Annotated in this window: 22 protein-coding genes; 3 read left to right on the forward strand and 19 right to left on the reverse strand. The window is 32.1% G+C overall.

Going from position 1 to position 24933, the window contains the following annotated elements; genetic code table 11:
* Positions 1 to 10: 10 nt before the first annotated feature.
* The 12 genes from DWV06_RS13760 to DWV06_RS13815 form a co-directional block, all read right to left on the reverse strand.
* Positions 11 to 1372, reverse strand: a complete 1362-nt coding sequence (locus tag DWV06_RS13760) for a GHKL domain-containing protein (protein WP_115482768.1) — start codon at positions 1370 to 1372, stop codon at positions 11 to 13.
* Positions 1373 to 1466: 94 nt separating this feature from the next.
* Positions 1467 to 2189, reverse strand: a complete 723-nt coding sequence (locus DWV06_RS13765) for a LytR/AlgR family response regulator transcription factor (protein ID WP_115482769.1) — start codon at positions 2187 to 2189, stop codon at positions 1467 to 1469.
* Between the two features lie 277 nt (positions 2190 to 2466).
* Positions 2467 to 6957 (reverse strand): PolC-type DNA polymerase III, encoded by a 4491-nt coding sequence (locus DWV06_RS13770; RefSeq protein ID WP_115482770.1) that lies wholly within the window; start codon positions 6955 to 6957, stop codon positions 2467 to 2469.
* A 3-nt stretch (positions 6958 to 6960) separates the two neighbouring features.
* A complete protein-coding gene (gene ispG / locus DWV06_RS13775; protein WP_115482771.1) occupies positions 6961 to 8016 on the reverse strand; it encodes a flavodoxin-dependent (E)-4-hydroxy-3-methylbut-2-enyl-diphosphate synthase in 1056 nt (351 codons plus the stop codon).
* Between the two features lie 23 nt (positions 8017 to 8039).
* Positions 8040 to 9074 carry an RIP metalloprotease RseP gene (rseP, locus tag DWV06_RS13780; RefSeq protein WP_115482772.1) on the reverse strand — a complete coding sequence of 345 codons (1035 nt, stop codon included), beginning with the start codon at positions 9072 to 9074 and terminating at the stop codon, positions 8040 to 8042.
* A 1-nt stretch (position 9075) separates the two neighbouring features.
* Positions 9076 to 10218, reverse strand: a complete 1143-nt coding sequence (locus DWV06_RS13785; protein ID WP_115482773.1) for a 1-deoxy-D-xylulose-5-phosphate reductoisomerase — start codon at positions 10216 to 10218, stop codon at positions 9076 to 9078.
* A 13-nt stretch (positions 10219 to 10231) separates the two neighbouring features.
* On the reverse strand, positions 10232 to 11035 hold the full coding sequence (locus DWV06_RS13790) for a phosphatidate cytidylyltransferase (protein WP_115482774.1): 804 nt from the start codon (positions 11033 to 11035) through the stop codon (positions 10232 to 10234).
* A complete protein-coding gene (locus DWV06_RS13795; protein WP_115482775.1) occupies positions 11035 to 11745 on the reverse strand; it encodes an isoprenyl transferase in 711 nt (236 codons plus the stop codon). The genes DWV06_RS13790 and DWV06_RS13795 overlap by 1 nt, the downstream gene beginning before the upstream one ends.
* Before the next feature lie 65 nt (positions 11746 to 11810).
* Positions 11811 to 12365, reverse strand: a complete 555-nt coding sequence (gene frr / locus DWV06_RS13800) for a ribosome recycling factor (RefSeq protein ID WP_115482776.1) — start codon at positions 12363 to 12365, stop codon at positions 11811 to 11813.
* A gap of 17 nt (positions 12366 to 12382) precedes the next feature.
* Entirely contained in the window at positions 12383 to 13087 is a 705-nt protein-coding gene (gene pyrH, locus DWV06_RS13805) for a UMP kinase (RefSeq protein ID WP_115482777.1), read from the reverse strand.
* A 12-nt stretch (positions 13088 to 13099) separates the two neighbouring features.
* Positions 13100 to 13813 (reverse strand): bactofilin family protein, encoded by a 714-nt coding sequence (locus DWV06_RS13810; protein WP_115482778.1) that lies wholly within the window; start codon positions 13811 to 13813, stop codon positions 13100 to 13102.
* 31 nt (positions 13814 to 13844) lie between these two features.
* Entirely contained in the window at positions 13845 to 14831 is a 987-nt protein-coding gene (locus DWV06_RS13815) for a polysaccharide deacetylase family protein (protein WP_115482779.1), read from the reverse strand.
* 397 nt (positions 14832 to 15228) lie between these two features.
* Between DWV06_RS13815 and DWV06_RS13820 the strand changes: the two genes are divergently transcribed.
* The 3 genes from DWV06_RS13820 to DWV06_RS19115 all read left to right on the forward strand — a co-directional run bounded on the left by DWV06_RS13820 (position 15229) and on the right by DWV06_RS19115 (position 17960).
* On the forward strand, positions 15229 to 16341 hold the full coding sequence (locus DWV06_RS13820) for an ABC transporter ATP-binding protein (protein ID WP_115482780.1): 1113 nt from the start codon (positions 15229 to 15231) through the stop codon (positions 16339 to 16341).
* A gap of 67 nt (positions 16342 to 16408) precedes the next feature.
* The gene (locus DWV06_RS13825; protein ID WP_162300646.1) at positions 16409 to 17308 is read left to right on the forward strand and encodes a PucR family transcriptional regulator; all 900 of its coding nucleotides are present in this window, start codon (positions 16409 to 16411) and stop codon (positions 17306 to 17308) included.
* Positions 17309 to 17399: 91 nt separating this feature from the next.
* On the forward strand, positions 17400 to 17960 hold the full coding sequence (locus tag DWV06_RS19115) for a YesL family protein (RefSeq protein WP_408608165.1): 561 nt from the start codon (positions 17400 to 17402) through the stop codon (positions 17958 to 17960).
* Between the two features lie 27 nt (positions 17961 to 17987).
* Here the strand turns inward: DWV06_RS19115 and DWV06_RS13835 are convergent, their stop codons facing one another.
* The 7 genes from DWV06_RS13835 to DWV06_RS13865 all read right to left on the reverse strand — a co-directional run bounded on the left by DWV06_RS13835 (position 17988) and on the right by DWV06_RS13865 (position 24933).
* A complete protein-coding gene (locus tag DWV06_RS13835; RefSeq protein ID WP_115482783.1) occupies positions 17988 to 18785 on the reverse strand; it encodes an EcsC family protein in 798 nt (265 codons plus the stop codon).
* Between the two features lie 44 nt (positions 18786 to 18829).
* A complete protein-coding gene (locus DWV06_RS13840; RefSeq protein WP_115482784.1) occupies positions 18830 to 19345 on the reverse strand; it encodes an NUDIX hydrolase in 516 nt (171 codons plus the stop codon).
* A gap of 64 nt (positions 19346 to 19409) precedes the next feature.
* Complete coding sequence (locus DWV06_RS13845; protein WP_115482785.1) at positions 19410 to 20423, reverse strand: hypothetical protein; 1014 nt, start codon at positions 20421 to 20423, stop codon at positions 19410 to 19412.
* 65 nt (positions 20424 to 20488) lie between these two features.
* Positions 20489 to 21289, reverse strand: coding sequence for an ABC transporter permease (locus DWV06_RS13850; protein ID WP_115482786.1), 801 nt, complete (start codon positions 21287 to 21289; stop codon positions 20489 to 20491).
* A 1-nt stretch (position 21290) separates the two neighbouring features.
* Complete coding sequence (locus tag DWV06_RS13855) at positions 21291 to 22127, reverse strand: ABC transporter permease (protein ID WP_115482787.1); 837 nt, start codon at positions 22125 to 22127, stop codon at positions 21291 to 21293.
* A gap of 40 nt (positions 22128 to 22167) precedes the next feature.
* Positions 22168 to 23175: an ABC transporter ATP-binding protein gene (locus DWV06_RS13860; RefSeq protein WP_115482788.1), complete on the reverse strand. Its 1008-nt coding sequence runs from the start codon at positions 23173 to 23175 to the stop codon at positions 22168 to 22170.
* Positions 23176 to 23196: 21 nt separating this feature from the next.
* On the reverse strand, positions 23197 to 24933 hold the full coding sequence (locus DWV06_RS13865) for a non-ribosomal peptide synthetase (protein ID WP_115482789.1): 1737 nt from the start codon (positions 24931 to 24933) through the stop codon (positions 23197 to 23199).

The raw sequence follows: 24933 nt of genomic DNA on the forward strand, positions 1-24933 counted from the left end.
TTTTTAGATTCTATTGATATATATCAAAAAACACAATTTCTACAAGAAAATTATTAGTTAATGAATAAAATTCAATCATTCCATTATATTTTTCTACAATATCTTTTATATGATTAATACCATAACGACAACAAACACTTCTATTTGCATTATCTTCTATATCATATTGTTTTAAAACTTCTTCCCCTTGTATGACATTACTAATTCTTAAATTAAGACTATTTTTAAATCTACTTATTTCAATTAAAATAGAGCTCTTCCCTCTATCAAGATTCTCTTTGCATGCCGCTATACCATTCACTACTCCATTATACAAAATACTACATATATCGTAATCTTTAATTAATAACTCTTCACCAAAGCAACCTATTAAATGTAACTTTATACGATTCTTTTTCGCTTCTTCTTCCAATCTATTAAATAAAGCATCTACAATTGGTCTATTACTAATAAACGATTTCGTTTTTTTATTATCCAGACTTTTTGTCATATAATTAAGATATTCTATGCTCTCTTCCATTTTTCTTTCTTTCACTAGATTTTGAAAAATTCCCAAAGAATTTGATATTTCTTTTTGAAACTCGCGGATAGACTTTTCTGATTGATATGCTGTATTATAAACTTCTTTCTGCATATTAATATACTGTTCCTTCAAGCGGTTCTGTTCTTGATAAAATCTTCTTGATTTATCAATACAAACAATAACAAATCCACTGAAACCAAACATAAAACAAATTCCAAGTGTACAAAAAACGGAAACAGGTCCTATTAGATTAATTGAGTTATTTTTGTAAACTATAATGATATTTTGTAAAATAAAACTACAGATTAACCCATTTATCATAAATATCCCATAATGCCTATCTAATATATCTGCGATTTTCCTTCTTAAGTTTGCATTATGATGAAGGAATATCATAATGCCTCCTATAATTCCAAGACTAATAATTTGTACAATTGGCTTAGCTTCCATCTGTGAACTTCTTAACATGCTTTTATCAGATAATAAATCTCCCAAAAGAAGAATTAATTCTATCATATAAAATTTAAAGATAAAACTTATTAAATAAAGCGAAATGGTTTTAAACAACTTACCTTTAAACAAAAGTACTGCATTAAATATTCCAAATATAAATAACTTCCCTGCTACTATTATAAACGTGAGACGATTTGGAATCACTATTTCTCTAATAAGTAAGCCATTCGATATTATCTCGATTGATAATATCAATAATAGATTGAGGATAAGTGCTTTTATTATGTATCTTTTTCCTTTTATTCGTTTATATTGAAAAATTGCATACATAATTATAACACTTTGAAACAGATCTATACTATCTAATAGACTGTACTTTATAGTTTCTTGAATCAAGTCTATCTTCCCTTCTTATTTAGTTTTCACTACAAATTAAAAACACACTAAAGAAAGAATATCTTCAATGTGTTTACTTTTCCCTCATTGGTAACTATGAATAAACCGGAAGCCGCCTTCCAACCTTCTCTAAAATATAATCTTGATATTTCCCCCAGACATCTTCCTTATAAACTTTCCCTATCGGTATTTTGACCTGATTCTTTAATTTAATCTTATCACCAAATTCATCAATATAATTCATATTAATAATATAAGAATCATTAATTCTGGTCATACAATCCATCGTCAGTTTCTCTTCCCAGCTTTTGATCGTTCCTCTGACTAGAAACTGTTTTTCTTTGGCTACAACTTTAACATAATTCCCTTTTGATTCTACGTAAATCACTTGATTGATCCGTAGATCTTTATTTTTATTTTTATCATCAAATTTAATAATTCTATCCTCTCTTGCTTCAGCACAAGCAATATCCAGCCACCTCGAAATTTTCTTATACGGTATAGGATTATAACTAAAGTCTAATATCATTTGGTCAATCACTGACCAAGCAACTTTCTCTTGATTCGAAACAAAAATAATTCTTAATTCTGGATCATAATTATGTAATTTTTTCATTATTTGAATTTTATTATTTCCCGTTAAATCAATATCATAAAACAGAAGCTGCATGGATGCTTCTATGTATTCCAAAACCTCATCTTCATATGTAAAATTCAGTATTTCATAACTCATGCCTTTTTCTCTCTCATATCTTCTACATAACTCTAAAATATGATTCCTTAAATTCATTTGTTGGGTACATATCCCTATTTTCACTCCGACACACCTCCTATTACAAATAATCTCGGTTTGAAATCATGTTTATCATTTATAGGTACACTATAACTTTACGTAGAAATAAAAACAAGAACTATGTTGTGAATGGCATTTTTTTGTTACGAATGGTAGGATTTATTGTATAGAAAATTTTGATATTTGTTTCTTAGATAAAGAAAATATGAAAGGATAATAATTAAAATTTAATCGACAAAAAAAACGTGATATCATCATTTTAAGATAACATCACGTTTATTTAAGAAAAATAGAAATATTATTAATCAAATAAAGATAATTGATTGGATTCGGGAAGAGATTCCATTAACCCTAAATCACTCATTAAATCAATCACAGTTTTACTGACTTTTGTCCTTTGTCTAAAGTCATCTTTAGAAAGGAACTTCCCTTGAACAGCTGCCTCTACGACTGCATCGGCTGCCTTATCACCCAAACCTTCTATTGTACTGAGAGCTGGCATTAATTTACCATCAATAATTTGAAAATGATGGGCCTTCGCCCGATATAGATCAATTGGCATAAATTCAAATCCTCTTGCATACATTTCCTGAACAATCTTCATATCCTTCAGGGTATCTTGTTCTTTCTTACTAAGGATATCACTCCGTTTTTTGTAATCTGCTAAATAATACTCGAGCCTGTCCTGTCCCTGGCACATTAACTCATAGCTAAATGCGGATGCCCGAATACTAAAATATGCTGCATAATATGCCAATGGGTAATTTACTTTATAATAAGCAATTCTCCATGCCATCATAACATAAGCTGCTGCATGGGCTTTTGGAAACATGTATTTAATTTTTTTACAGGACCATATATACCAATCGGGTACTCCTGCCTCTATCATAGCTTCTTCCCATTCGGGTTTTAACCCCTTTCCTTTACGTACGCTTTCCATAATGGTAAAAGATAATTCACTTTCCACTCCGGTATTGATCAAATAAGTCATAATATCATCACGGGTACAAATAGCGGTGGAAATTGTAGCCTTACCTTCTTGAATTAACGTCTGGGCATTTCCCAACCACACATCGGTTCCATGAGACAGACCTGATATCCTTACCAAATCGGAAATAGATTTGGGCTTCGTATCAATCAACATCTGAATTACAAAATCTGTACCAAACTCTGGAATACCAAGCGCTCCTAAAGGACAGCCGCCAATATCATCCGGTGTGATACCCAAAGCTTTTGTACTTTGAAATAAGGACATGACCTCCTTATCATCGAATGGAATCGTCTGCGCATCCAGTCCGGTCAAATCCACCAACATACGAATCATGGTCGGATCGTCGTGTCCCAGAATATCAAGTTTAAGTAAATTGTGATCAATCGAATGGTAATCAAAGTGTGTTGTAATGGTATCTGTACTCATATCATTCGCAGGTCTCTGTACAGGAGTAAACGAATAAATCTCTTCTCCATGAGGAAGTACAATAATCCCTCCGGGATGCTGTCCTGTCGTTCTTCTAACTCCAACACACCCGTCTACAATTCTTGATATCTCACAGTTCCTTTTCCTTGTTCCTCTTTCCTCGTAATAATTTTTCACATAACCAAAAGCTGTCTTATCAGCCAATGTACCAATCGTCCCTGCACGATACGTCTGCCCTTCCCCAAATATTACTTCTGTGTATTTATGAGCTTTACTCTGATAATCTCCTGAAAAGTTCAAATCGATATCAGGCTCTTTGTTCCCTTTAAATCCTAAGAAGGTTTCAAAAGGAATGTCAAATCCTTCTTTTTTTAACGGCTCATTACAAACAGGACAATTTTTATCCGGCATATCACAACCGGCGCCTCCTACGTATGCCTTGACCTCTTCGGAATCAAAATCACTATAATGGCAGTTCGAACAGTAATAATGTGGTCGAAGCGGATTAACTTCTGTGATTCCTGCCATAGTGGCGACAAAAGAAGAACCAACACTTCCTCTGGAGCCCACTAAATATCCATCTTCATTGGATTTCCAAACTAGTTTTTGTGCAATAATATACATTACAGCAAATCCATTAGAAATAATAGAATTCAATTCTCTTTCTAAACGTTCTACTACTACATCCGGCAAATTCTCTCCATAAATTTCATGTGCCTTTGTATAGCATATATTTCGTAAATCCTGGTCAGAATTTTCTATGACCGGAGGACATTTATCTGGTCTTACGGGAGAAATTTTCTCACACATATCAGCAATTTTGTTGGTATTGGTAATAACTACTTCTTCCGCTTTCTCACTTCCTAAATATTGGAACTCTGCTAGCATTTCCTCCGTAGTTCTAAAATACAATGGTGCTTGGTCGTCTGCATCTTTAAATCCTTTTCCTGCCATAATAATACGGCGGTAGACTTCATCTTCTGGATCAAGAAAATGCACATCACAAGTCGCCACTACCGGTTTATGAAATTGTTCTCCAAGTTTTACAATCTTTTCATTAATCTCTTCCAACTCTTTTTTGGAAGTTACCGGCACCTTTTCACTGTGCAGCATAAATTCATTATTTCCTAATGGCTGTATTTCCAAGTAGTCATAAAAATGAACTAATCTTGCTATTTCTGCATTGGAGCGCCCATACAATATTGCCTGATACAGTTCACCCGCTTCGCAGGCCGAACCTATAATAAGTCCTTCTTTATTTTTCAAATACTCACTTTTAGGAATTCTAGGTCTTCTATAATAGTAGTCAATATGAGACTGAGAAACTAAGCGATATAGATTGATACGTCCAATTTCATTTGCAGCCAATATAATTGCATGATAGGAAGGCATCTTTTTGACCGCATCCTTCGTCAGGCTGCCTAAATGGTTCACACCTTCTAAATTTTGTGTGTTTCTCTCTTTTAACATTTGAATGAACTTTATAAATATTTCTGCTGTGCAAGCTGCATCATCAACAGCTCTATGGTGATTGTCCAATACAATTCCTAATGTCTTTGCTACAATATCTAATTTGTAGCGATTTAAGCCTGGTAATAGTATCCGCGCCAAGGCTACTGTATCCAAAATAGTAAATTCTTTTTTATACCCCTGATTTTCGCATTCCTTATGAATGAAACTCATATCAAATTCTGCATTATGCGCTACCATTACCGCATCGTTACAAAATTCTAAAAACTTCGGTAATACCTGTTGTATTTTTGGCGCATCCAATACCATGTTATCATCAATGCCTGTTAATTTTTCTATTTCAAAGGGAATCGGCACTTCCGGGTTAACAAAGGTACTAAATCGATCAACTACTGAACCATTCTCAACTTTTACTGCACCTATTTCTATAATTTTATTTTGAAGAGGACTAAATCCTGTTGTTTCGATGTCAAAAACAATATATGTATCATCCAGGCTCTGACCTTTAACATTGGTTACAATATCTTTTAAATCATCTACCAGATAAGCTTCCACTCCATAAATCACTTTAAAATCAGAGTCTTTATCCAAAGCATGACTAGCTTCGGGGAACGCTTGTAAAACTCCATGATCTGTAATGGCAATTGCTTTATGTCCCCATTTTATGGCTCTTTTAATAATAGCTGCTGCATCCGAAACTCCATCCATATCGCTCATTTTGGTATGGCAATGTAACTCCACCCTCTTTTCCGGGCTTGTATCCATTCTAACTGTCGTAAAATCAGGGATTTTTTTTATGCCTACTACAGACCCTATGTTCAATTCACTATCAAACCGATCAATTGTTGTAACACCCTTAATTTTTATAAAAGCTCCTTTTTTGACACCTTCTAAAATATCTGGAAGCTGCTCATTTTTAGCAAACATTTTTACCATAATGGTATCTGTAAAATCAGTGACACTAAACATGATAATCGTTTTTTCGTTACGTATTTCTCTAGTATCAAGGCTTAATATTTTACCTCTGATTACTACTTCTCCCATTTCACCGAGGATTTGTTCTATGGAAATTACTTCCTCTTCCTCGAAATCCCTTCCATATATTACATCCGGATTATCGGAACGTTTATAATTAGACTTTGAAAAGTTAAATTCTCTTTTGGGGATTATTTTTTTCGTTGTTTCTTTAACCTTAGAAACCGAAGAAGCTTCTTTCTTGCCATGGCTTTCATCTTTCTGTGTACCATTGATAGATGATCCTTTTATATGATCTGAACTATCATCTTCCATTATAGTTTCATCGAATTCTTCTTTGGACTGTCCCAGTTTTGACTGACGAACTATATTGAGCACTTCCTGCTCAATTTTTAACTCACTGTTTTTTCTAGCTTTACTTGGTTGTGTTTCTTCATAATCGACCTGTACTGAAATAGGAAATCCAAAACGTTCTGCAAATATTTTATCTAAAATGCGTACTAATTCATCCGTTTTACTGGAAGAGATAACAGAATCCTTTAATGTTAACATTAAAAGATTCTGTTCATTAAATTTCCATTTGGCACTACGGAATAAATTATACTCCAATATGCTGTATTCTTTCAATTCACATAAAATACTTTCATAGTAAGCTGTCATCAGTTTTTCAGGTGTATACTGCCCAGACAATTGATATTTTTCCAGTATCTTAATTATCATCCGGCCATGAGGAAACAATTGGTTTCGAATCACTTGTTCTAATGCAAATATACTTTTCTTTTGTATTAAACGACGACTGTTTATGTAAATACGTATAAAATCTTTTTTACTCGTGGTCGATACCTTCGTTACCTCTACTTGTTCCAGCAAGTCCCGTATTTCTTTTTCCAACGAAAGAGTCGGAAATACTTCAAAAAACATTTTGGCCATTGATCATTCACCCCAGTGTAATAATTCTTCTCTCAGTGCATTTAAAAGTTGATCTTCAGGTACTTTTTTAATAACCTTCCCTTTTTTGATAAGAATTCCTTCTCCATTACCTCCAGCAATTCCTATATCTGCTTCTTTGGCTTCACCAGGTCCATTCACAACGCAACCCATTACTGCAACTTTTATATCAAGAGGAATGTCTGCAACCAGTGCTTCGACTTGATTTGCCAGTCCGATTAAATCAATCATGGTTCTTCCGCAAGTTGGACAGGATACTACTTCTATCCCACCCTTTCTTAAACCTAAAGTCTTTAAAATTAATTTTGCTGATTTGATCTCTTCTACCGGATCGCCCGTTAATGACACTCGAATCGTATCTCCAATTCCTTCATTTAAAATAATACCTAATCCTACTGCTGATTTGATGTTTCCAGACAATAAAGTACCTGCCTCTGTAATCCCTACATGTAGCGGATAATTAATTTTCTGCGCAATAAGTTTATGAGCATCTACGCACATTAATACATCAGAAGATTTAATGCTTACCACTAGATTATCATATCCCAAATCTTCAATTATCTTCACTTTATCCAGTGCACTTTCAACAATTCCTTCCGCTGTAACTCCATGATACTTTTCCACTAAATGTTTTTCGAGAGAACCACTGTTAACACCTACCCTTATCGGTATATTCCGTTCTTGAGCTGCCTCTACTACCGCTTTGACACGTTCTATCTTACCAATATTTCCAGGATTAATACGTATTTTATCAGCACCGTTTTCCATAGCTGCAATTGCAAGCTTATAGTCAAAATGAATATCTGCAACAAGCGGAATTGCAATCTGTTCTTTTATTTGTTTTAGCGCAAATGCTGCTTCTATAGTAGGAACTGCACATCGAATAATATCACATCCGGCTATCGTAAGCTTTCGAATCTGCTCTACCGTGGCTTTTACATCTTCTGTCTTTGTGTTTGTCATCGATTGTACTAAGATAGGATTTCCACCACCAATTACACAATCTCCAATTTGAATTGTTTTTGTTTTATTTCTATACATATTAAAATCCTCTCCATAATCGGTTAAAAAAATATTTTTCGAATATCATTGAATAGTACGAAAACCATCAGCCCCATAAGCAATACCATTCCTACTAAATGTACCATACCTTCTTTTGATTCCGGCACTCTCTTTCCTCGAATTGCTTCTATCAAAAGGAACACGAGCCTTCCACCATCTAACGCCGGAATAGGAAGTAGATTCATAACTCCCAAGTTAGCAGTCAGAAAAATAGATATATTAATCATCGTCAACCACACAGAAAAAGCTCCTGATTCTTTTGTGGCATCATAACTATCTCCTATCATATCCACAATACCTACCGGTCCGGAAAGTTGATTTACCTTCACCTTCCCTCCCACAAGAAGTTTCAAACTATCAATCGTAGTACAAATATTATATTTAACCTCATAAGCACTATATTTCAATGTTGTCAAAGGATTTCCTTTCACTCTGACACCTGAACTATAACCTAATAAATATCTGCCGCTTTTTTTATCCAGTTTCGGCATAATAGAAGTTTCGTATCTCTTTCCGTCTCTTTCATATACTAACTTAGTCTCTTTATCTGTTGACATAAATTGACTATAAAACAATGCTTCTCGATATAAATGAATATCCTTGTCATTGATTTTTACAATACGGTCTCCCTTTTGTAATCCAGCTTCTTGTGCCGGAAATCCCTCTATTATTTCAGAAATGACCGGTGCATCATATCCAATATTTGACAAAAGGATAATTGCCAGAACAAATGCTAAAACAAAATTAAAGACCGGTCCTGCCAATACAACAGAAATCCTGGCCCAAACTGATTTTTGATTAAAGGCCCCTTCTAAAACAGACTCCTCATCTTCACCAAGCATAATACATGCCCCTCCGAATGGAAGAAGTTTGATGGAATACTTTGTCTCACCTTTTTGAACCCCTACTAAAGTCGGTCCCAGTCCTAAGCAAAATTCATTTACAACGATTCCATTTTTCTTTGCCAATATAAAATGTCCAAATTCATGGACAAGTATGATAAAACTGAACATCAAAATTGCTATAATTATTTTCATCCTACCACCTGCTTTCTATCCTCTCATATGTTGCTTGTTCCGTTTCTAAAATCTGTTGCACTGTCGGATTCTCAATTTTTTTATGCTCTTCTATACAGAATTGTATCATTTCAGAAATTTCTAAGAATCGTATCTTTTGGTCTAAGAACTTTGCAACCGCACGCTCATTCGCTGCATTAAATACAGTCGGCATAGAACCGCCGGCGGTCATTGCATCATATGCTAATTGTAACCCGGGAAACGTTTTTATATCCGGATTTTCGAATGTCATAGCACCTAATGCGGAAAAATCAACTCTATCTCCCGGCATTGGACGTCTTTCGGGATAATACAATGCATATTGAATCGGTAATTTCATGTCAGGAAGACCTAATTGAGCAATAATTGCCCCGTCTTGAAATTCTACCATGGAATGAATAATACTTTGTGGATGAACTAAAACTTGAATCTGCTCTAATTCCATTCCAAAAAGCCACTTGGCTTCCATAACCTCAAGCCCCTTATTCACAAGGGTTGCTGAATCAATCGTAATCTTCTTTCCCATTGACCAGTTAGGATGCTTCAATGCATCCTCCAAACGGACTTCTTCCAAGTCCTGTCTGGTTCTACCTCTGAAAGGACCACCGGAAGCCGTCAATAAAATTTTACTTATTTCTTTTGGATTTTCACCATTTAAAGACTGATAGACCGCGCTGTGTTCACTATCGACCGGTAAAATTTTACAGCCATTTTTTTCTGCCATAGGCATTATAATATGACCTGCTGTCACCAGAGTTTCTTTATTTGCTAAAGCTATATCTTTTTTGGCTTGTAATGCAGCAATTGTAGGACGGATTCCTATCATTCCTACAATTGCTGTCACCAAAATTTCCATTTCTTCCATAACTGCAATTTCTAAAAGCCCTTCCATACCTGATACTACTTTTATATCCAGATCACGTATCCTTATCTTTAGTTCCTTTGCTTTTTCTTCTTGCCAGACACCCGCAATCTTTGGATTAAATTCTCTAATTTGCTGTTCTAACAAATCAATATTATTTCCGGCTGCCAAAGCCAAGACCTGCAAATCCTTCTGTTCTTTCACAATTTCCAGAGTTTGTGTTCCAATAGAACCTGTGGAACCTAAAATCCCTATTTTTTTCATTCATAATCCCTTTCTATTTTATCAAATATACTGCTAAATAGTAAATGATCGGTGCTGTAAAAATTACACTATCAAAACGATCTAAAATTCCACCATGACCCGGAATCAAATTTCCATAATCTTTTATATCATAATTTCTTTTAATAGCAGAAGCAGCTAAATCCCCTACCTGTGAAATAGCTCCGCCAATACCACATATAACAGCAAAACTCAAAACAATATTATCTGCCCCCTGCAAATAATCCTTTATAATAAATCCATAAAGTCCACCTAAAAGTGCCGCTCCCAAAATCCCGCCTATTGCTCCTTCAATGGATTTTTTCGGACTTAATTTCGGTGCCAGTTTGTGCTTTCCAAAAAGCATTCCCACACAATAAGCAAACGTATCACATCCCCAGGAACAGATAAATATTAACCATACTAAGTATATTCCGTTTTCTAACATTCTAGCCTGATATACAAAGGATAACATAATTCCTACATAAAACAAACCAAAAAATGACGCTATTACATGGAGCGCATTATATTTAGGATAAGAAAATACATAGAATACCATTAATACGATTAAGTATGCAATAAATAACATTAAGAATTTTTCTTGATTCATTGTATACAAAAAGACATAATACGTAAGTCCTGCTAAATATCCGACAATACCAAGAGATTTATTGGCTATACCAAAAACTTTGTAAAGTTCTGAAAGTCCAATCAAAGAAATTAGGAGTAAAGTTGCAAACAATATATTTCCTCCGAAAATAATGGTAAATAATGCAATCAGCACTAAACCAATTCCACTAAAAAATCGTGTCCAAAACATTATGTTTCCTCCTCTAATCCTCCGTAACGTCTGCTCCTATTATTATAGTCCTCTACAGCCTTTCTTAATTCATCTTCGGAAAAATCCGGCCATGGGACTAACGTGAAATAAAGTTCAGCATAAGCCAGCTGCCACAATAAATAATTTGAAATCCTAAGCTCACCACTGGTTCGAATCATCAAATCCGGATCCGGTATCTCTTGTGTATCTAAGTATTCCGAAATAAGCTGTTCATTAATATCTTCAATTTGCAGCTTGCTTTCTTTCACGTCTTCAGCAATTTTCTTCATACTGCGGACTAATTCATCGCGGCTCCCATAATTAATTGCTATTTGAAGATTCAACCCATCGTAAGTTTTGGTGCTTTTTTCAAGTTCTTTAATTCTTTTCTGGATATCTTCTGATAATTTCGTTTTATCTCCTAAAACACGGACTCTCATATTATTTTTCTTAGCTGTTTTTATGCAAGTCTTTAAATAACTCTTAAGCAGTTTCATAAGTGCATCTACTTCAGAATTGGGTCTATTCCAATTCTCTGTAGAAAAGGCATACAAAGTTAGATATTTTATACCCATATCATGTGCAGCCTTACATATTACTTCTACATTTTTAGTCCCCTGTGCATGCCCATAATTTCTTGGCATACCCTTTTTCTTTGCCCAACGGCCATTTCCATCTAATATTATAGCAATATGCTGTGGAACATTCATTTTAATCTTCCTCCACTTTTTTTAGCTCAAATGGGGACACAGCTATAACTATGTCCCCATTACTTCTATACGGTAAGTATTTCTTTTGACTTGTCATCAACTGCTTTATCTATATTTGCAATAAATTTATCTGTCATTTTCTGAACTTGATCCATTAACTGCTTTTCTTCATCTTCAGAAATTTCATTCGCTTTTGACATTTTCTTTAATGCATCATTCGCATCTCTTCGAATATTCCGGACAGCAACTCTAGCCTGTTCACCTTTTTTCTTGACATCTTTCACTAAATCCTTTCTTCTTTCCTCTGTTAATTCAGGAAATACCAAACGGATCGCTTTTCCATCATTCGTTGGGTTCAGTCCCAAATCTGAAGTCAGGATAGCTTTTTCAATTTCTTTCACCATAGATGCTTCCCATGGCTGTATAAGTATCATTCTGGCTTCCGGAACTGTCACATTCGCAACTTGTTGAATAACTGTTGGCGTTCCATAATAATCGACTCTGATTTTATCTAATACATGTGGATTCGCTCTTCCTGCACGAATAGTAGTATACTCTTCGAGTAAATTGCTTTCTGATTTTTTCATTCTTTCTTCATAAACGTTTAATCTTTGATCCATGATTACTTCCCTCCATTTTATGTTTCGGATACAACTACTTTAGTTCCTGAAAACTTACCTTTTATTGTATTAACAATGCTGTTTTCTTCCTCCAGGCCAAATACAAGCATCGGCATTTTATTTTCCATACAAAGAATTGATGCTGTCATATCTACTACACCAAGCTTTTGATCAATTACATCTTGAATTGAAAGCTCATCATATTTCTTCGCATTTGGGTTAATTTTAGGATCACTATCATAAACACCATCTACGGCTTTTGCCAATAAAATTCCATCTGCTTCAATCTCAATTGCTCTTAATACAGTTGAAGTATCGGTTGAAAAATAAGGGTGCCCTGTACCACCTGCAAAGAAAATCACTTTCTTTTCTGTTAAACCTTTCACTGCTCGATCCTTTGAAAATAATTCTGTAAAAGAACTACAAAGGAATGGTGTCAACACTTCTGTTTCCATTCCTACATATCGAAAAATCTCTGATACATAGATACAATTCATAACAGTTGCAAGCATACCTATTTGATCTGCTTTGGTTCTATCAATCGTTTCACTTGTTCTTCCTCTCCAGAAATTGCCTCCACCAATTACAATTGCAACTTCAATCCCTTCGTCTATCAACTGTTTGACTTGTCTGGCCACACCAGTAACGGTCATTTCATCAAATCCGGTTTTTTTCTCTCCTGCTAATGCTTCTCCACTTAATTTTAACAATACTCTCTTCATTTTACGCCCTTTCTATTTTGCTGCACTTTCAAATAAACTAGCCACATCAATTTCTGCATAACATTGTGAACAGAAACCTTCAATAACAGCTCCATTATTAATTTGAACAGAGCGTGACTTAATATTTCCCATAATTACTGCTGATGTATCAATCACAACTGGTCCTTGCACATCAATATCACCTTTCACGGCACCTGCAATCACTGCTGAATTGGCAGTTATATTACCTACAATAACAGAACCCAGACCAACTTTAACGGTTCCATTACTATCAATCTCTCCTTCAATTTTCGCTGAATCAGCAAAAAATTCAGAAGCTCTTGAATTTCCTCTTATCATACCTGTCACTACTAATTTTCCTTCACAAACTACATTTCCATTCACTGCACCTTGAATTTCAATAGAACCTTGAGATTCTAAATCCCCCGAAATTCTAGTACCTGCAGTGATCATTGTTACTTCATCAGATGGAACAGCGTCTAAACGATTATTAAAAACCGGTTCCGTTCTTGCTTTTATCGTCTCTACAGCCGGTTTTTCTACCGGAACCTCCACCTGCTGGCTTGCTGCCTCTAAAATACTGCTAATAGGCTCACTTACTAATGGTTTTACCTCTTCATCTAAAGTATTTACCATATCATCTGACTCCATTGGTACCTTTGTATCCGGAATCAATTCATCTACTGCTTGAGATAAATCCTCCTTAAAATCTTTGAAAAAACTCATTTCATTTTCCTCCATTAGTTTATTTTTTAATTTATTTCGCCTTCAATTGCTGTACCGGCGTTGTTTTTTGATCAATTGGTAAAATTTCAATTCCTTGTTCTTTCAACTGTTCAATAATTTTACCTAATGCTTCTACTGTAGAATCCAAATGTTCGGAATCATGCATCAATACAACGGATGTCTGGTTTTTTGAAACTCCTTCCATAGTGTTATTCACTATTTCCTCTACAGAAAGATTTTGTCCGGCTGCATCTCCACTTGAAACATTCCAATCAAAATATGTAAGATTTTTCTCCTTTAAATAATTGATAAAGACTTCCATCTTGGTATCACTTACCTTATTGCTGCTGCCACCCGGAAAACGATAAATCGCCGGAGACATGCCAATGGTTTTGTTCAAATAATCCTGTAATAAATTCAAGTCTTCTTTAAAGGCATCTAATGATTGATAAATCGTACTATATTGATGTGAATATGAGTGCATACCTATTGTATGCCCTTCCTCTACAATTTGTTTATACATAGCTTCAAATTCTTCACTATTATATTTATTTCCAACAACGAAGAATGTTGCTTTTACATTATGTTCTTTTAAAACTTTTAAAATATTCTTTGTGTTAGAACTCGGTCCGTCATCAAAGGTCAAATAAACTATCTTTTTTTCCTTTTTGGAGTCATTTGTTTCAGGTGTCTGCACACCTGTAGTTTCTTGATTCAAAGTTTTCTGCTCATTTAAAGATGGATTCTCAACTGCATTCACTTCATCCGGTTTCAAATCCTGACTGGCATACACAGTATTATCATCAGTTCTTTTCTGACTAACTGCTGCCGTTCCTTCTTTATACAATGCTGCAAGCTTGTCTTCAAGAGAGTTTACTTTAAAAAATAAATAAATGCATAACAAGGTTGGTAAAATAATAGCTATCACTGCCAAAATTAATAAATTTCTTTTAAACTGCGCAATTCTTTTATCACGCTGCCTTTGAGCTTTAAAAGCCAACATTTGATCTTCTTGCATCTACTTTCCTCCCAATGAATACAAATGCATGGTGATATTGTATCATATTTTGATGAAATTGTATAAGGAATTCTTCATATTTGTGCTGGCAATTATTATGCAACTTAATATATGATAGAAACTTTTTTTCCATAATATTATACAGTATAAATTTAGTTTTTTCAATTAAAACTTCTTTCCTGTTAAAAAAATTTTAATAATTTTCAAACAACTGCAAACAATTTTAGTGATTTTAACAAATATTTACCGTTTGGATCCTATCCTCCTCCATCTTATCATTGAATTATTTTTAGTTAAGATGTACATTACAAAAAAATATTTTTGGTCAGTAGTGTCATGTTCATTTTATTTTCTTTTTGTATAATGGAATTAGATAAGAAATAAGGAGGAATTAAAAATGGCTAGTGTATCACTAAAAAATATTTGTAAAGTTTATCCGAATGGGTTTGAAGCTGTTAAAGATTTTAATTTGGATATAGAAGATCAGGAATTTATCATATTTGTAGGACCTTCAGGATGTGGTAAATCAACAACTTTAAGAATGATTGCCGGATTAGAGGAAATTTCAAGCGGTGAGTTGAAAATTGATGACAAACTTATGAATGATACGGAACCAAAAGACAGAGATATTGCAATGGTATTTCAAAATTATGCACTATATCCACATATGACAGTTTATGACAATATGGCATTCGCACTTAAAATCAATAAGGTACCGAAAGCCGAAATTGAAAAGAAAGTAAAAGAAGTTGCTAAAATTTTGGACTTAGAACCTTTATTAAAACGTAAACCTAAGGCTTTATCCGGAGGTCAAAGACAGCGTGTTGCCATGGGGCGTGCCATCGTTCGTAATCCTAAAGTATTCCTAATGGATGAACCTCTTTCCAATTTGGATGCAAAATTAAGAGTACAGATGCGTCTGGAACTTTCTAAGCTTCATCAAAGATTGAATGCCACTATTATTTATGTAACACACGATCAGACAGAGGCCATGACTCTCGGAACCCGAATTGTTGTTATGAAAGATGGTGTTGTTCAACAGGTAGATACGCCGGAGAATTTATATAATTATCCAAGTAATCTCTTCGTTGCCGGATTTATTGGATCACCACAAATGAATTTCCTAAATGCAACTGTAAAAATAGTTGATAATAACGTTTCCTTACAAGTAGGCCAACATTCTTTTGCTCTTCCACCTGCGAAAGGTAAGAAGCTGATTGACGGAAATTACAATGGCAGAGAAGTTGTTCTTGGTATTCGCCCGGAAGATATTTATGACTCAGAGGTATTTATTGAAACTTCACCCAGCAGTGTTTTTGAATCCAAAATTAAAATTTATGAATTATTAGGTTCTGAAGTTAATTTACATTTTAATTTGGAAGGAACGCAGATAACTGCCAAAGTGGATCCTAGAACTACAATTCGAAATGGTGATACTGCAAGATTTGCTATCGATATGGAAAAAGCTCATATCTTTGACAAAGAAACAGAATTGACGATTACAAATTAATGTTTTAATATAATATTATACAAAGGGGCCAAAATTTTAAAATACAGACTAAAAGGGGATGAAGGCTTTGTCACAAGAAAATAAACTGAATCAGGCTTTGAAAGAATTATATAACGTTACCGGACTTCAATTTTCTTTACTATCTAATCCGGAACTTGACACGAAACAAGCTCTGGAACAAATCAAACATTTAACGCATGCTTATCGGGAAAAATATAATAAATCAGGTTTTATTCAGGAATTACTTATCGAAGAGCTTTCATCCTCAGATATTTTTTATCGTGCACAGAAACTTCACATTGAATTTCATGCGAAACGAGCAGTTTACATCATTGAAACGAAAAATGCGAAAGATTCTACGCTGCTTGAAACACTAAAAAACTTATTTACAAATTTAACAGATGATTTTATTATTGAATTTAGCCCTAACAATATTATACTTGTAAAAACATTTTATTCTAAAAAATCCAAAGTGGAATTGGAGCAGACTGCAAATACGATTGTTGACATGCTTAACACAGAAGCTATGTCTAAAGTTCGTGTAGGATACAGTTCTATCATTGAAGACTTATCACAACTTATAATTGCATATAAAGAAGCCCGTCTGGCACTAGATATCGGGAATTTGTTTTATACGAATAAAGCCACTCATTGCCACTCTTCTCTTGGATTAGGAAGAATCATCTATCATTTACCTGAATCATTAAGTACAACTTTTTTAAAAGAAATACTAGGTACTGATCCTCTTAATTCTATTGATGAAGAAACTCTAACTACAATCAATATATTTTTTGATAATGGTTTAAATATTGCAGAAACTGCACGTAAATTATACATTCATCGCAACACATTAATTTATCGAATTGAAAAATTACAGAAACTGACCGGTTTAGATATCCGTTCTTTTGATGATGCTGTTCTTATTAAAATAGCACTTATGATAATTCGTCATTTAAAATCTCGATAGAATTAACATTTAAAGAAAAGAGGTTTACATGAAAAACATTTTTAATATGGACAATAAATTATTTATATATCTTTCCAAAGTTGCAGATTTAATGTTACTGAACATTTTATTTATTCTATGTTGTCTCCCTATTATTACGATAGGAGCTTCGCTCACATCTCTTTCCTATGTAACATTAAAAATGAATCAAAATGAAGAGACTTATATTATAAAAGAATTTTTTTCTTCTTTTAAATCAAATTTTAAGCAGGCAACAATATTATGGCTGCTCTTTTTCTTTCTTAATCTTTTTTTTGCGGCCGATTTGATTATTTTAAATCATATAACAATTCCATTCTCAATAATTTTTACATATATTATCCAGCTTTTATGTATTTTTAGCTTTATTTCGATGATCTATGTTTTTCCACTCCTTGCAAAGTTTGAGAACTCTATCACCGGAACATTAAAAAATGCATTTTTTATAGCTATCAAACATTTACCTTGGACAATCGTACTTCTAACCCTCTATCTGTCACCACTCATTTTATTAATGTGGAATTTTTCTACGATTGTACATTTACTTTTACTTTTTTGTTTTATTGGTTTTTCATTAACCGCATATTTGAGTTCTTATATATTTCATAAGATTTTTTCTCGATACATTCATTGATAAAACACAAAATTAGGATGTCAAAAATCAAACTTTTGACACCCTAATCTTTTCTTGAAAAAATCTTCTCCTATATTTCAATTCGGCATAATCTGTAATTCTTTTTAAATAAACTGCGTCAGTCAATCCTCCCACGATACCTGCAATAGGAATTCCTTGAAGGAACTTCATATATAACATCTCTTTTGATAATGCATTCGCAGTAAAACGTATCTGCTCAGATAAATCATTTTCAATTGATCTACTACCTTCTATCAGTTGAATGATGTTTGCATCTGCATTTTTAAACTCTTCTCCACGATATAAAGCAGTCTCTACCAGCTTTAAAATAAAAATTCGTTCTTTATCCGTATCATAAGGAAAACCGTAACTCAACGCAATTTCATTCATACTTTTTATTATCAATCCTGCAAAAAGAGGAATATCCGGTATTCCAACGCCTAAAGCACCTAAGCCTATTCCTTCTATTCCTGAGAACATAAGATTTCTTAAATTAACAATCCCAGCTTGTTTCGAAAAAGCTTTCACACTTTTTTTGTTTTTTCTGATATTGGCAGAATATGCTCTTATTTTATAATCATTCTCCTGCTTTTCTTTCGAATAAGTCATTTCAATAATCTTAGTCCCTTTTTCAAATACCAATTGAAATGCTTTATAAAAAGCTAAATCTAATTTTTCCTGCAATTTATAAGGAACTATCGCCTCTAGCTTTTTGTTTATGACTGATGCCTTTTCTTTTTGATATTTTATCAACAATAGATTTTCTTTTTTTTCAAGGAGTTCCCATTCTCTCTCCCATATCGCTTGCTTTTTTCTTTTCTTCATATCAGCCCTCAGTTCTAAAAATGTTGTATTTATCCTTTAGATAATTAAGTTGCAGCTTTTGTTAACAATTTCATTACCTCTGTATCTCTCTTTATCCAGGGAATATTGGAAATATCTTTAATACCTTCATTATTTATAATAGCCTCTTCTAACGATATATATTCTAATTTATAACCATATTCTGCTTCATAAGCATCTAATTTTTGCATTCCATTTGAATCTTTGACCATACATTCATAATAATGAGAAAGCATTTCAAAAATATCTTCTTTTTCTCCTTTTCTACGTTCTACAACACTTCCAAGGTATTTCAATGAATCACTAATTACAGTCAGCCCTGTTTCCTCTTCTACTTCTCGTTTAATGGTATCTTTAATCTGTTCGGTTTTCTCCATACCACCGCCCGGAAATTTATATTCTCCATATTTTGAGCTGCGTATCATTGCAATCCTATTTCCATCTCTAATAACTGCTCGGACAGCCGTCCTTTGAAATTTCGAACCATTTTCTTTATAGTTCTTCTCATCCAAACAACACAGTAAATTATAATTCTCTTTCAAATCTTTCCTTCCTCTCTTTTAGTATTATTTTATCTAATTATAACCTATAGAACAACTAAAATCTCTATTTTAACAAAGTCATTAAATCCTTCACCAAATCATTCTCCTCAAATATTAGACTCCTAATCAAATTCTGAGTTTTAAAAAATCTTTTCTCATTATTACTTCTTATACTTGTTAATAACATATTATGTGCCAATGTCCATTTATCAAATTGTAAATAAAAGCTCTTTGAATACGATGTAAAATCATACATTTCACATATTTCTTCAGAAGCCAAAAATAATCCCATACTTTTTCTGCTCCATCGGACTTCATGAAAAATTGAATACGATAAATTTTCCACTAATTCTGTTCTTTCTTTACCAAGACACTCACCTTTTACTATTTTATCAAACTCAAATAGCATTGAAAAGATATTAATGGACTTTTTTTTATCTTGATTCCAAGTTTCTAAATCATTGAGATATATTTGCAAAGAATATACTAAAGACTCTTTCATTAGGCTACTATAATCATAATCAAAAATGTCACAAGAGTATACGATATATTTTAGTGGCTTAAAAAATGGCGCATCTTTTGTATACGTCCAAGCTAAAGCAAACTCTTCAAAAGCAATTTCTACATTATACTTATCATATACCAAATCTGTAACTACTATTTTTTTATTTACCTTATCATATCCATTAATAATTAAACCGTGATATCCCTTGAAAAATCCTCCTGATCTTTTTAGATAATCTCCTGTATAGTACAGATAAAATGTATTTACTAAAGCTACTAATGGATTTTGCTTATCGATTTCTGAAAAAATGCATTCAAAACATTCATCTAGTGTTGCACCACTTCTTATTTCTGAATTAATCATACGATTATTAATACGATCCATTTCTCGGATTGTTTTCAGTTTCCCATTTCCTTCGTCTTTTACTTTAAAATTCAAACAATTAGTAATACCTAAGATTTTATATGTATTAATTGGATAACCATACCAATAGTATATTTCTTGCAAACATTTAATAAAACAGTCTCCATCCTGACTATTTCCTATAAACTTCATATCTAAAACATTTCTCATTTTATTTCTCATATAATTATAAATCCAAATCCTTTCTTAATTATATAATACTCACAAACATTATCTCAATTACCCACACTTTCGTAATTTTTTGTACCCTTAATAAAAATATAATAAGAAATAATACTAAATATTACCGCTATGATACATTCGATTCCTATTGTCTGTAAAAAAGTATTATTATGCAAAAAGAAAGTTGACGGATAAAAAGCAACAAATGCAAATGGCACAATCCATGATATAATAATACGAATTACTCTTGAATAAATAGTAATAGGATATTTTGCAAAATCAGCTATTTGATAGGCTGTATACAAAAAAGGACCACTAATTTTAAACCAAAATGCTAATGAAGCATAAATTAACTTAATCGACGTATAGATAATAGTTCCCACAATTATTGATATAACAAAGGCAACACAATTTAAGAGATTTGCTTGAACAACGTCCTTAGAAATCGAACTTATTAACAACAATATTCCAACAATTAATTCACCAAATGCATCTGGTTGGATTCTCTCACAAATAACTTGAAACAATAAATTTAATGGCCTAAGCATATAACGGTCAAAATCTCCATTCAAGACTAATTGCCAGGCTAATGTCCATATATTATCTGTAAAAAAATGATCTATTCCTCTTGGAATCAATGAAAATCCATATATAAATAAAACTTGATTAAAAGACCAACCTTGAATTGTTGAAATCTTATTAAAAATCAAAAACAAAAAATAGACGTTTGTGAACTGAACAATAAAAAATCCAAATAACCCAATGAGAAAGTCTACCTTTGACTGTAATATACCTTTAATAAATTGAAATGTAAATACTTTATATAAATGCAGATATTGTTTTATCTCTCTCATATTAACCTCCTAAAATTACCATTTTCTTTATAGCCAAGTTCCAAATCAACTCTCCCAAACCATATAAAACTACAATCCAAAAAATTTGTTTTCCATATATATACAAAATATAATTATTACTATACTTTCCAATGTATATCATTATTGGATCGTACGTCATTGCTGAAAAAGGTAAAATTTCTAATATTAATCTTATCACTTTAGGAAAAAAACTTAATGGAATTAAGCTACCACTAAAAAATGAAATTATTGCGATTTTTGCTAAACTTAACCCAAAAATATAATTAGTAAAAAAACTAATTATTCCTAAAATATAATCAAAAAGAACATATACTAAAAAACTAAAAAAAATGCTCAATAAATAAAGCGTCAATTGCTTTATACTAATCATATTTATTTTCAAAAAGAAAACCTTTACTATTTCAATCGCGATTCCAATAACTATATTAGGTACAAAAAAATGATAAATGAAATTACCAAATGCTTTCGCAATTAATGTATTTCTGTAATTAATTGGCTTTATCAAACTCATTGATATATTACCTTTTATAACATCATTATTTATATATCTGGAAACATCAATCATAACTACAGTACTCGTTATGTATGATATGAACACATATACTATCATTTCATTTTGACTCAACCCACCAATTATTGCTCTTTTAGAGTTAGAATAAATAGCCTTCCATAAAAAAAAATTTGTAAATGATGCAAACATACTGCAAACAATAAACAAATAAAAACTGCCTTTATATACAAATTGCCTTTTTATTTCATTTAATGTAAATTTCCCATATATTTTTACAAATGTTTTCATTTCAAATACTAACAACAATTTTGTCGTTTTTTCTCCTTATTTAATTTTTTTAAAAATTTTATATCTTATGTTTATAAATCTGTCTAATTATATCACTTAATTCCTCTTCCTGAATAACAATATCATTTACTTCTACTAAACTCATAACATTCTTAATTATATTTGTTACCTGAATACACTTTTTATCAAAAAAAACATAAAATAGATTTTTTTCCAAATCAAATTCTATTTTTATTTCTTCATTAATAATTTTTAATATTTTATATAATTTCTTTTCATATTCTTTATCTAAATTTTTAACTTCAAATTTCACTCTACGATAAAATCCATGCTTACTTTTTAACTCTTTTAATGAACCATCAAAAATTTTTTTCCCCATATCAATTATAATAATACGATTACACAATTCCTCAATATCTTTAATATCATGAGTTGTTAGAATAACCGTTGTATTATACTCACTATTTATTTCTTTTATGGCCTTACGTATATTATCTTTAACAACTACATCAAGACCAATAGTTGGTTCATCTAAGTATAAGGTAGATGGATTATGAAGAAGAGACGCCCCTAAATCGGCTCGCATCCTTTGCCCTAAAGATAACACTCTAACTGGTTTGTCCCAAAATTCTCCTATATTAAGCACTTCATTTAAAAATTCAATTCTATTATTATAGTCAATATCTTTTACTTGATAGATCTCTTTTAAAATTGAATAAGTTTCACTAAGAGGTAGATCCCACCACAACTGCGTTCTTTGCCCAAAAACAACTCCTATATTTTTTGCATTCTTTTTTCGTTGCGTAGATGGATTAACTCCATTTATCATACAACTTCCTGAAGTAGGTGTTAAAATTCCTGTCATCATTTTAATTGTTGTTGATTTTCCTGCTCCATTACTTCCAATATATCCAACAATTTCACCATCTAAAATAGAAAATGAAACGTTATCCACAGCTTTTTTTATAACTTTTTCATTTGAAAACAATCCTTTTATTGCTCCAAAAAAGCCTGGATACTTTTTTGCTGAAATAAATTCCTTAGTAATATTATTAACTTCAATCATTACTTTCACCCATAAATCCTTTTAAATTCCAACTTTAGTAGATACTAATTCTTTAATATAAAATATTAAATTTCCTACATTATTAAATGCAGAATTAACTAACTTATCATCTGAAAATTCAATATTAAATTCCATTTCCAAATTCACTATCAATGATACAAACTTCAAAGAATCAATGCCTAATTCATAAAATTTATTTTCCAAACTTATTGCTGCATCACTTTGGATACTTTTTGAAATAATTTCAAAAACTCTTTTTTCTATTTCATCATCATTTTTAATAAAAATATTCAAATTACTCTGTTCATAATATTTTTTTAACATCGCTTTCCTATCTGTTTTTCCACTTGCAGTAAATAACACATTATCAACTCTGTAATAGAGTGCAGGCAACATATATGAAGGCAAAAAATTTTTTATCTGTGTCCTAATATCCACATTTTTATCAGAAACATAAAAATTAATTAATATTTCTTCCTCTTCTATGAAACAAGTAATAGATGATTTAACTTCATCTATTTTTTCAATATTAACATCAATTTCACTCAATTCAATTCGAAAACCTCGTACCTTTACCTGCTCATCTATTCTACCCAGACATTTAATATTACCATTTTCATCATATCTTCCTAAATCTCCTGTTCTATAAATACATTCAAATGGTTCACATTTTAATTTACAAAATGATTTTTCTGTCAAATTGGGATTATTTAAATACCCCCTTGCAAGTCCGTCACCAGCAATGTAGATTTCACCAAAGTCTTCTTTATTGCTTATAGGTAATTTTTTTTCGTTCAATATATACAATCTTGTATTTCTAATTGGAGTTCCTAAATGTACATACTCTGATTCAGATACATTACATATTGAAGACCAAACTGTAGTTTCTGTAGGTCCATACATATTGTAGATTGTTGCTGTTGTAGCTTTATTAATTTCAGGTAGTAATTCTTCTGGAAACTGTTCTCCTCCAATTAATATCTGACTTAAATTTTTCAAGCAATCCCATTCCTTGTCTATCAATTTAATTAATTTTAATCTTGAAGGTGTCATTTGTAATATATCAATCTTTTGTTTTAATATTAACTCTACGATTTTTTTAGGATTATCTTTTTGGTTATCATCAGCCATTACAACTATTAACCCTGCATACATAGCTAAAATTGTCTCCAAAATAAATATATCAAAAGTACTATTTGTAAAACTAGCTATTCTGCTTTTTTTTCTAAAAGGTATAAGATTACATACACCTTGAATTAAATTATAAATACCTTTTCGTTTTATCTCTACTCCTTTGGGTTTCCCAGAAGTACCAGATGTATAAATTATATAAGCAATATTTTCAAAATCAATTTCATAGTTACTATATGATTCCTCTCCCCCAATTTTTTTATCTTTAAATGAATAATTTTCTATATCATTTAAAAAAATCTTATCATAATGTGCAAACTCACTTCCTATATCTTCCATTACAACTAGATACTTTATTCCCGAATCCTTAATCATATACTCAATTCTATCATAAGGCATATTTAATTCTATATTTATAAATGCAATATTACTTTCTAAAGCAGCTAACATAACTGAAATCATATATTGACTTCTACGCAGTACAATGCCAATTACATCTTTTCCTTTTTGAAGTTTTTTTTCTATAAATTTGAATTTAATAATCTGTACATATCTAATAATTTCATCTGTTTCATATATATCCCCTTGAAATTCTACATTTCCTGTTATTTCTAATTCTCCAAACAT

It is taken from the genome of Anaerosacchariphilus polymeriproducens, assembly GCF_003363435.1.
Classification (GTDB): Bacteria; Bacillota; Clostridia; order Lachnospirales; family Lachnospiraceae; genus Anaerosacchariphilus; species Anaerosacchariphilus polymeriproducens.

Bases quoted from the DNA above. Each gene is read 5' to 3' on its own strand.
- DWV06_RS13770 (WP_115482770.1), bottom strand. From the start codon at position 6,957: ATGGCCAAAATGTTTTTTGAAGTATTTCCGACTCTTTCGTTGGAAAAA.
- ispG (WP_115482771.1), bottom strand. From the start codon at position 8,016: ATGTATAGAAATAAAACAAAAACAATTCAAATTGGAGATTGTGTAATT.
- rseP (WP_115482772.1), bottom strand. From the start codon at position 9,074: ATGAAAATAATTATAGCAATTTTGATGTTCAGTTTTATCATACTTGTC.
- DWV06_RS13785 (WP_115482773.1), bottom strand. From the start codon at position 10,218: ATGAAAAAAATAGGGATTTTAGGTTCCACAGGTTCTATTGGAACACAA.
- DWV06_RS13790 (WP_115482774.1), bottom strand. From the start codon at position 11,035: ATGTTTTGGACACGATTTTTTAGTGGAATTGGTTTAGTGCTGATTGCA.
- DWV06_RS13795 (WP_115482775.1), bottom strand. From the start codon at position 11,745: ATGAATGTTCCACAGCATATTGCTATAATATTAGATGGAAATGGCCGT.
- frr (WP_115482776.1), bottom strand. From the start codon at position 12,365: ATGGATCAAAGATTAAACGTTTATGAAGAAAGAATGAAAAAATCAGAA.
- pyrH (WP_115482777.1), bottom strand. From the start codon at position 13,087: ATGAAGAGAGTATTGTTAAAATTAAGTGGAGAAGCATTAGCAGGAGAG.
- DWV06_RS13810 (WP_115482778.1), bottom strand. From the start codon at position 13,813: ATGAGTTTTTTCAAAGATTTTAAGGAGGATTTATCTCAAGCAGTAGAT.
- DWV06_RS13815 (WP_115482779.1), bottom strand. From the start codon at position 14,831: ATGCAAGAAGATCAAATGTTGGCTTTTAAAGCTCAAAGGCAGCGTGAT.
- DWV06_RS13820 (WP_115482780.1), top strand. From the start codon at position 15,229: ATGGCTAGTGTATCACTAAAAAATATTTGTAAAGTTTATCCGAATGGG.
- DWV06_RS19115 (WP_408608165.1), top strand. From the start codon at position 17,400: ATGTTACTGAACATTTTATTTATTCTATGTTGTCTCCCTATTATTACG.
- DWV06_RS13835 (WP_115482783.1), bottom strand. From the start codon at position 18,785: ATGAAGAAAAGAAAAAAGCAAGCGATATGGGAGAGAGAATGGGAACTC.
- DWV06_RS13845 (WP_115482785.1), bottom strand. From the start codon at position 20,423: ATGAGAAATGTTTTAGATATGAAGTTTATAGGAAATAGTCAGGATGGA.
- DWV06_RS13850 (WP_115482786.1), bottom strand. From the start codon at position 21,289: ATGAGAGAGATAAAACAATATCTGCATTTATATAAAGTATTTACATTT.
- DWV06_RS13860 (WP_115482788.1), bottom strand. From the start codon at position 23,175: ATGATTGAAGTTAATAATATTACTAAGGAATTTATTTCAGCAAAAAAG.
- DWV06_RS13865 (WP_115482789.1), bottom strand. From the start codon at position 24,933: ATGTTTGGAGAATTAGAAATAACAGGAAATGTAGAATTTCAAGGGGAT.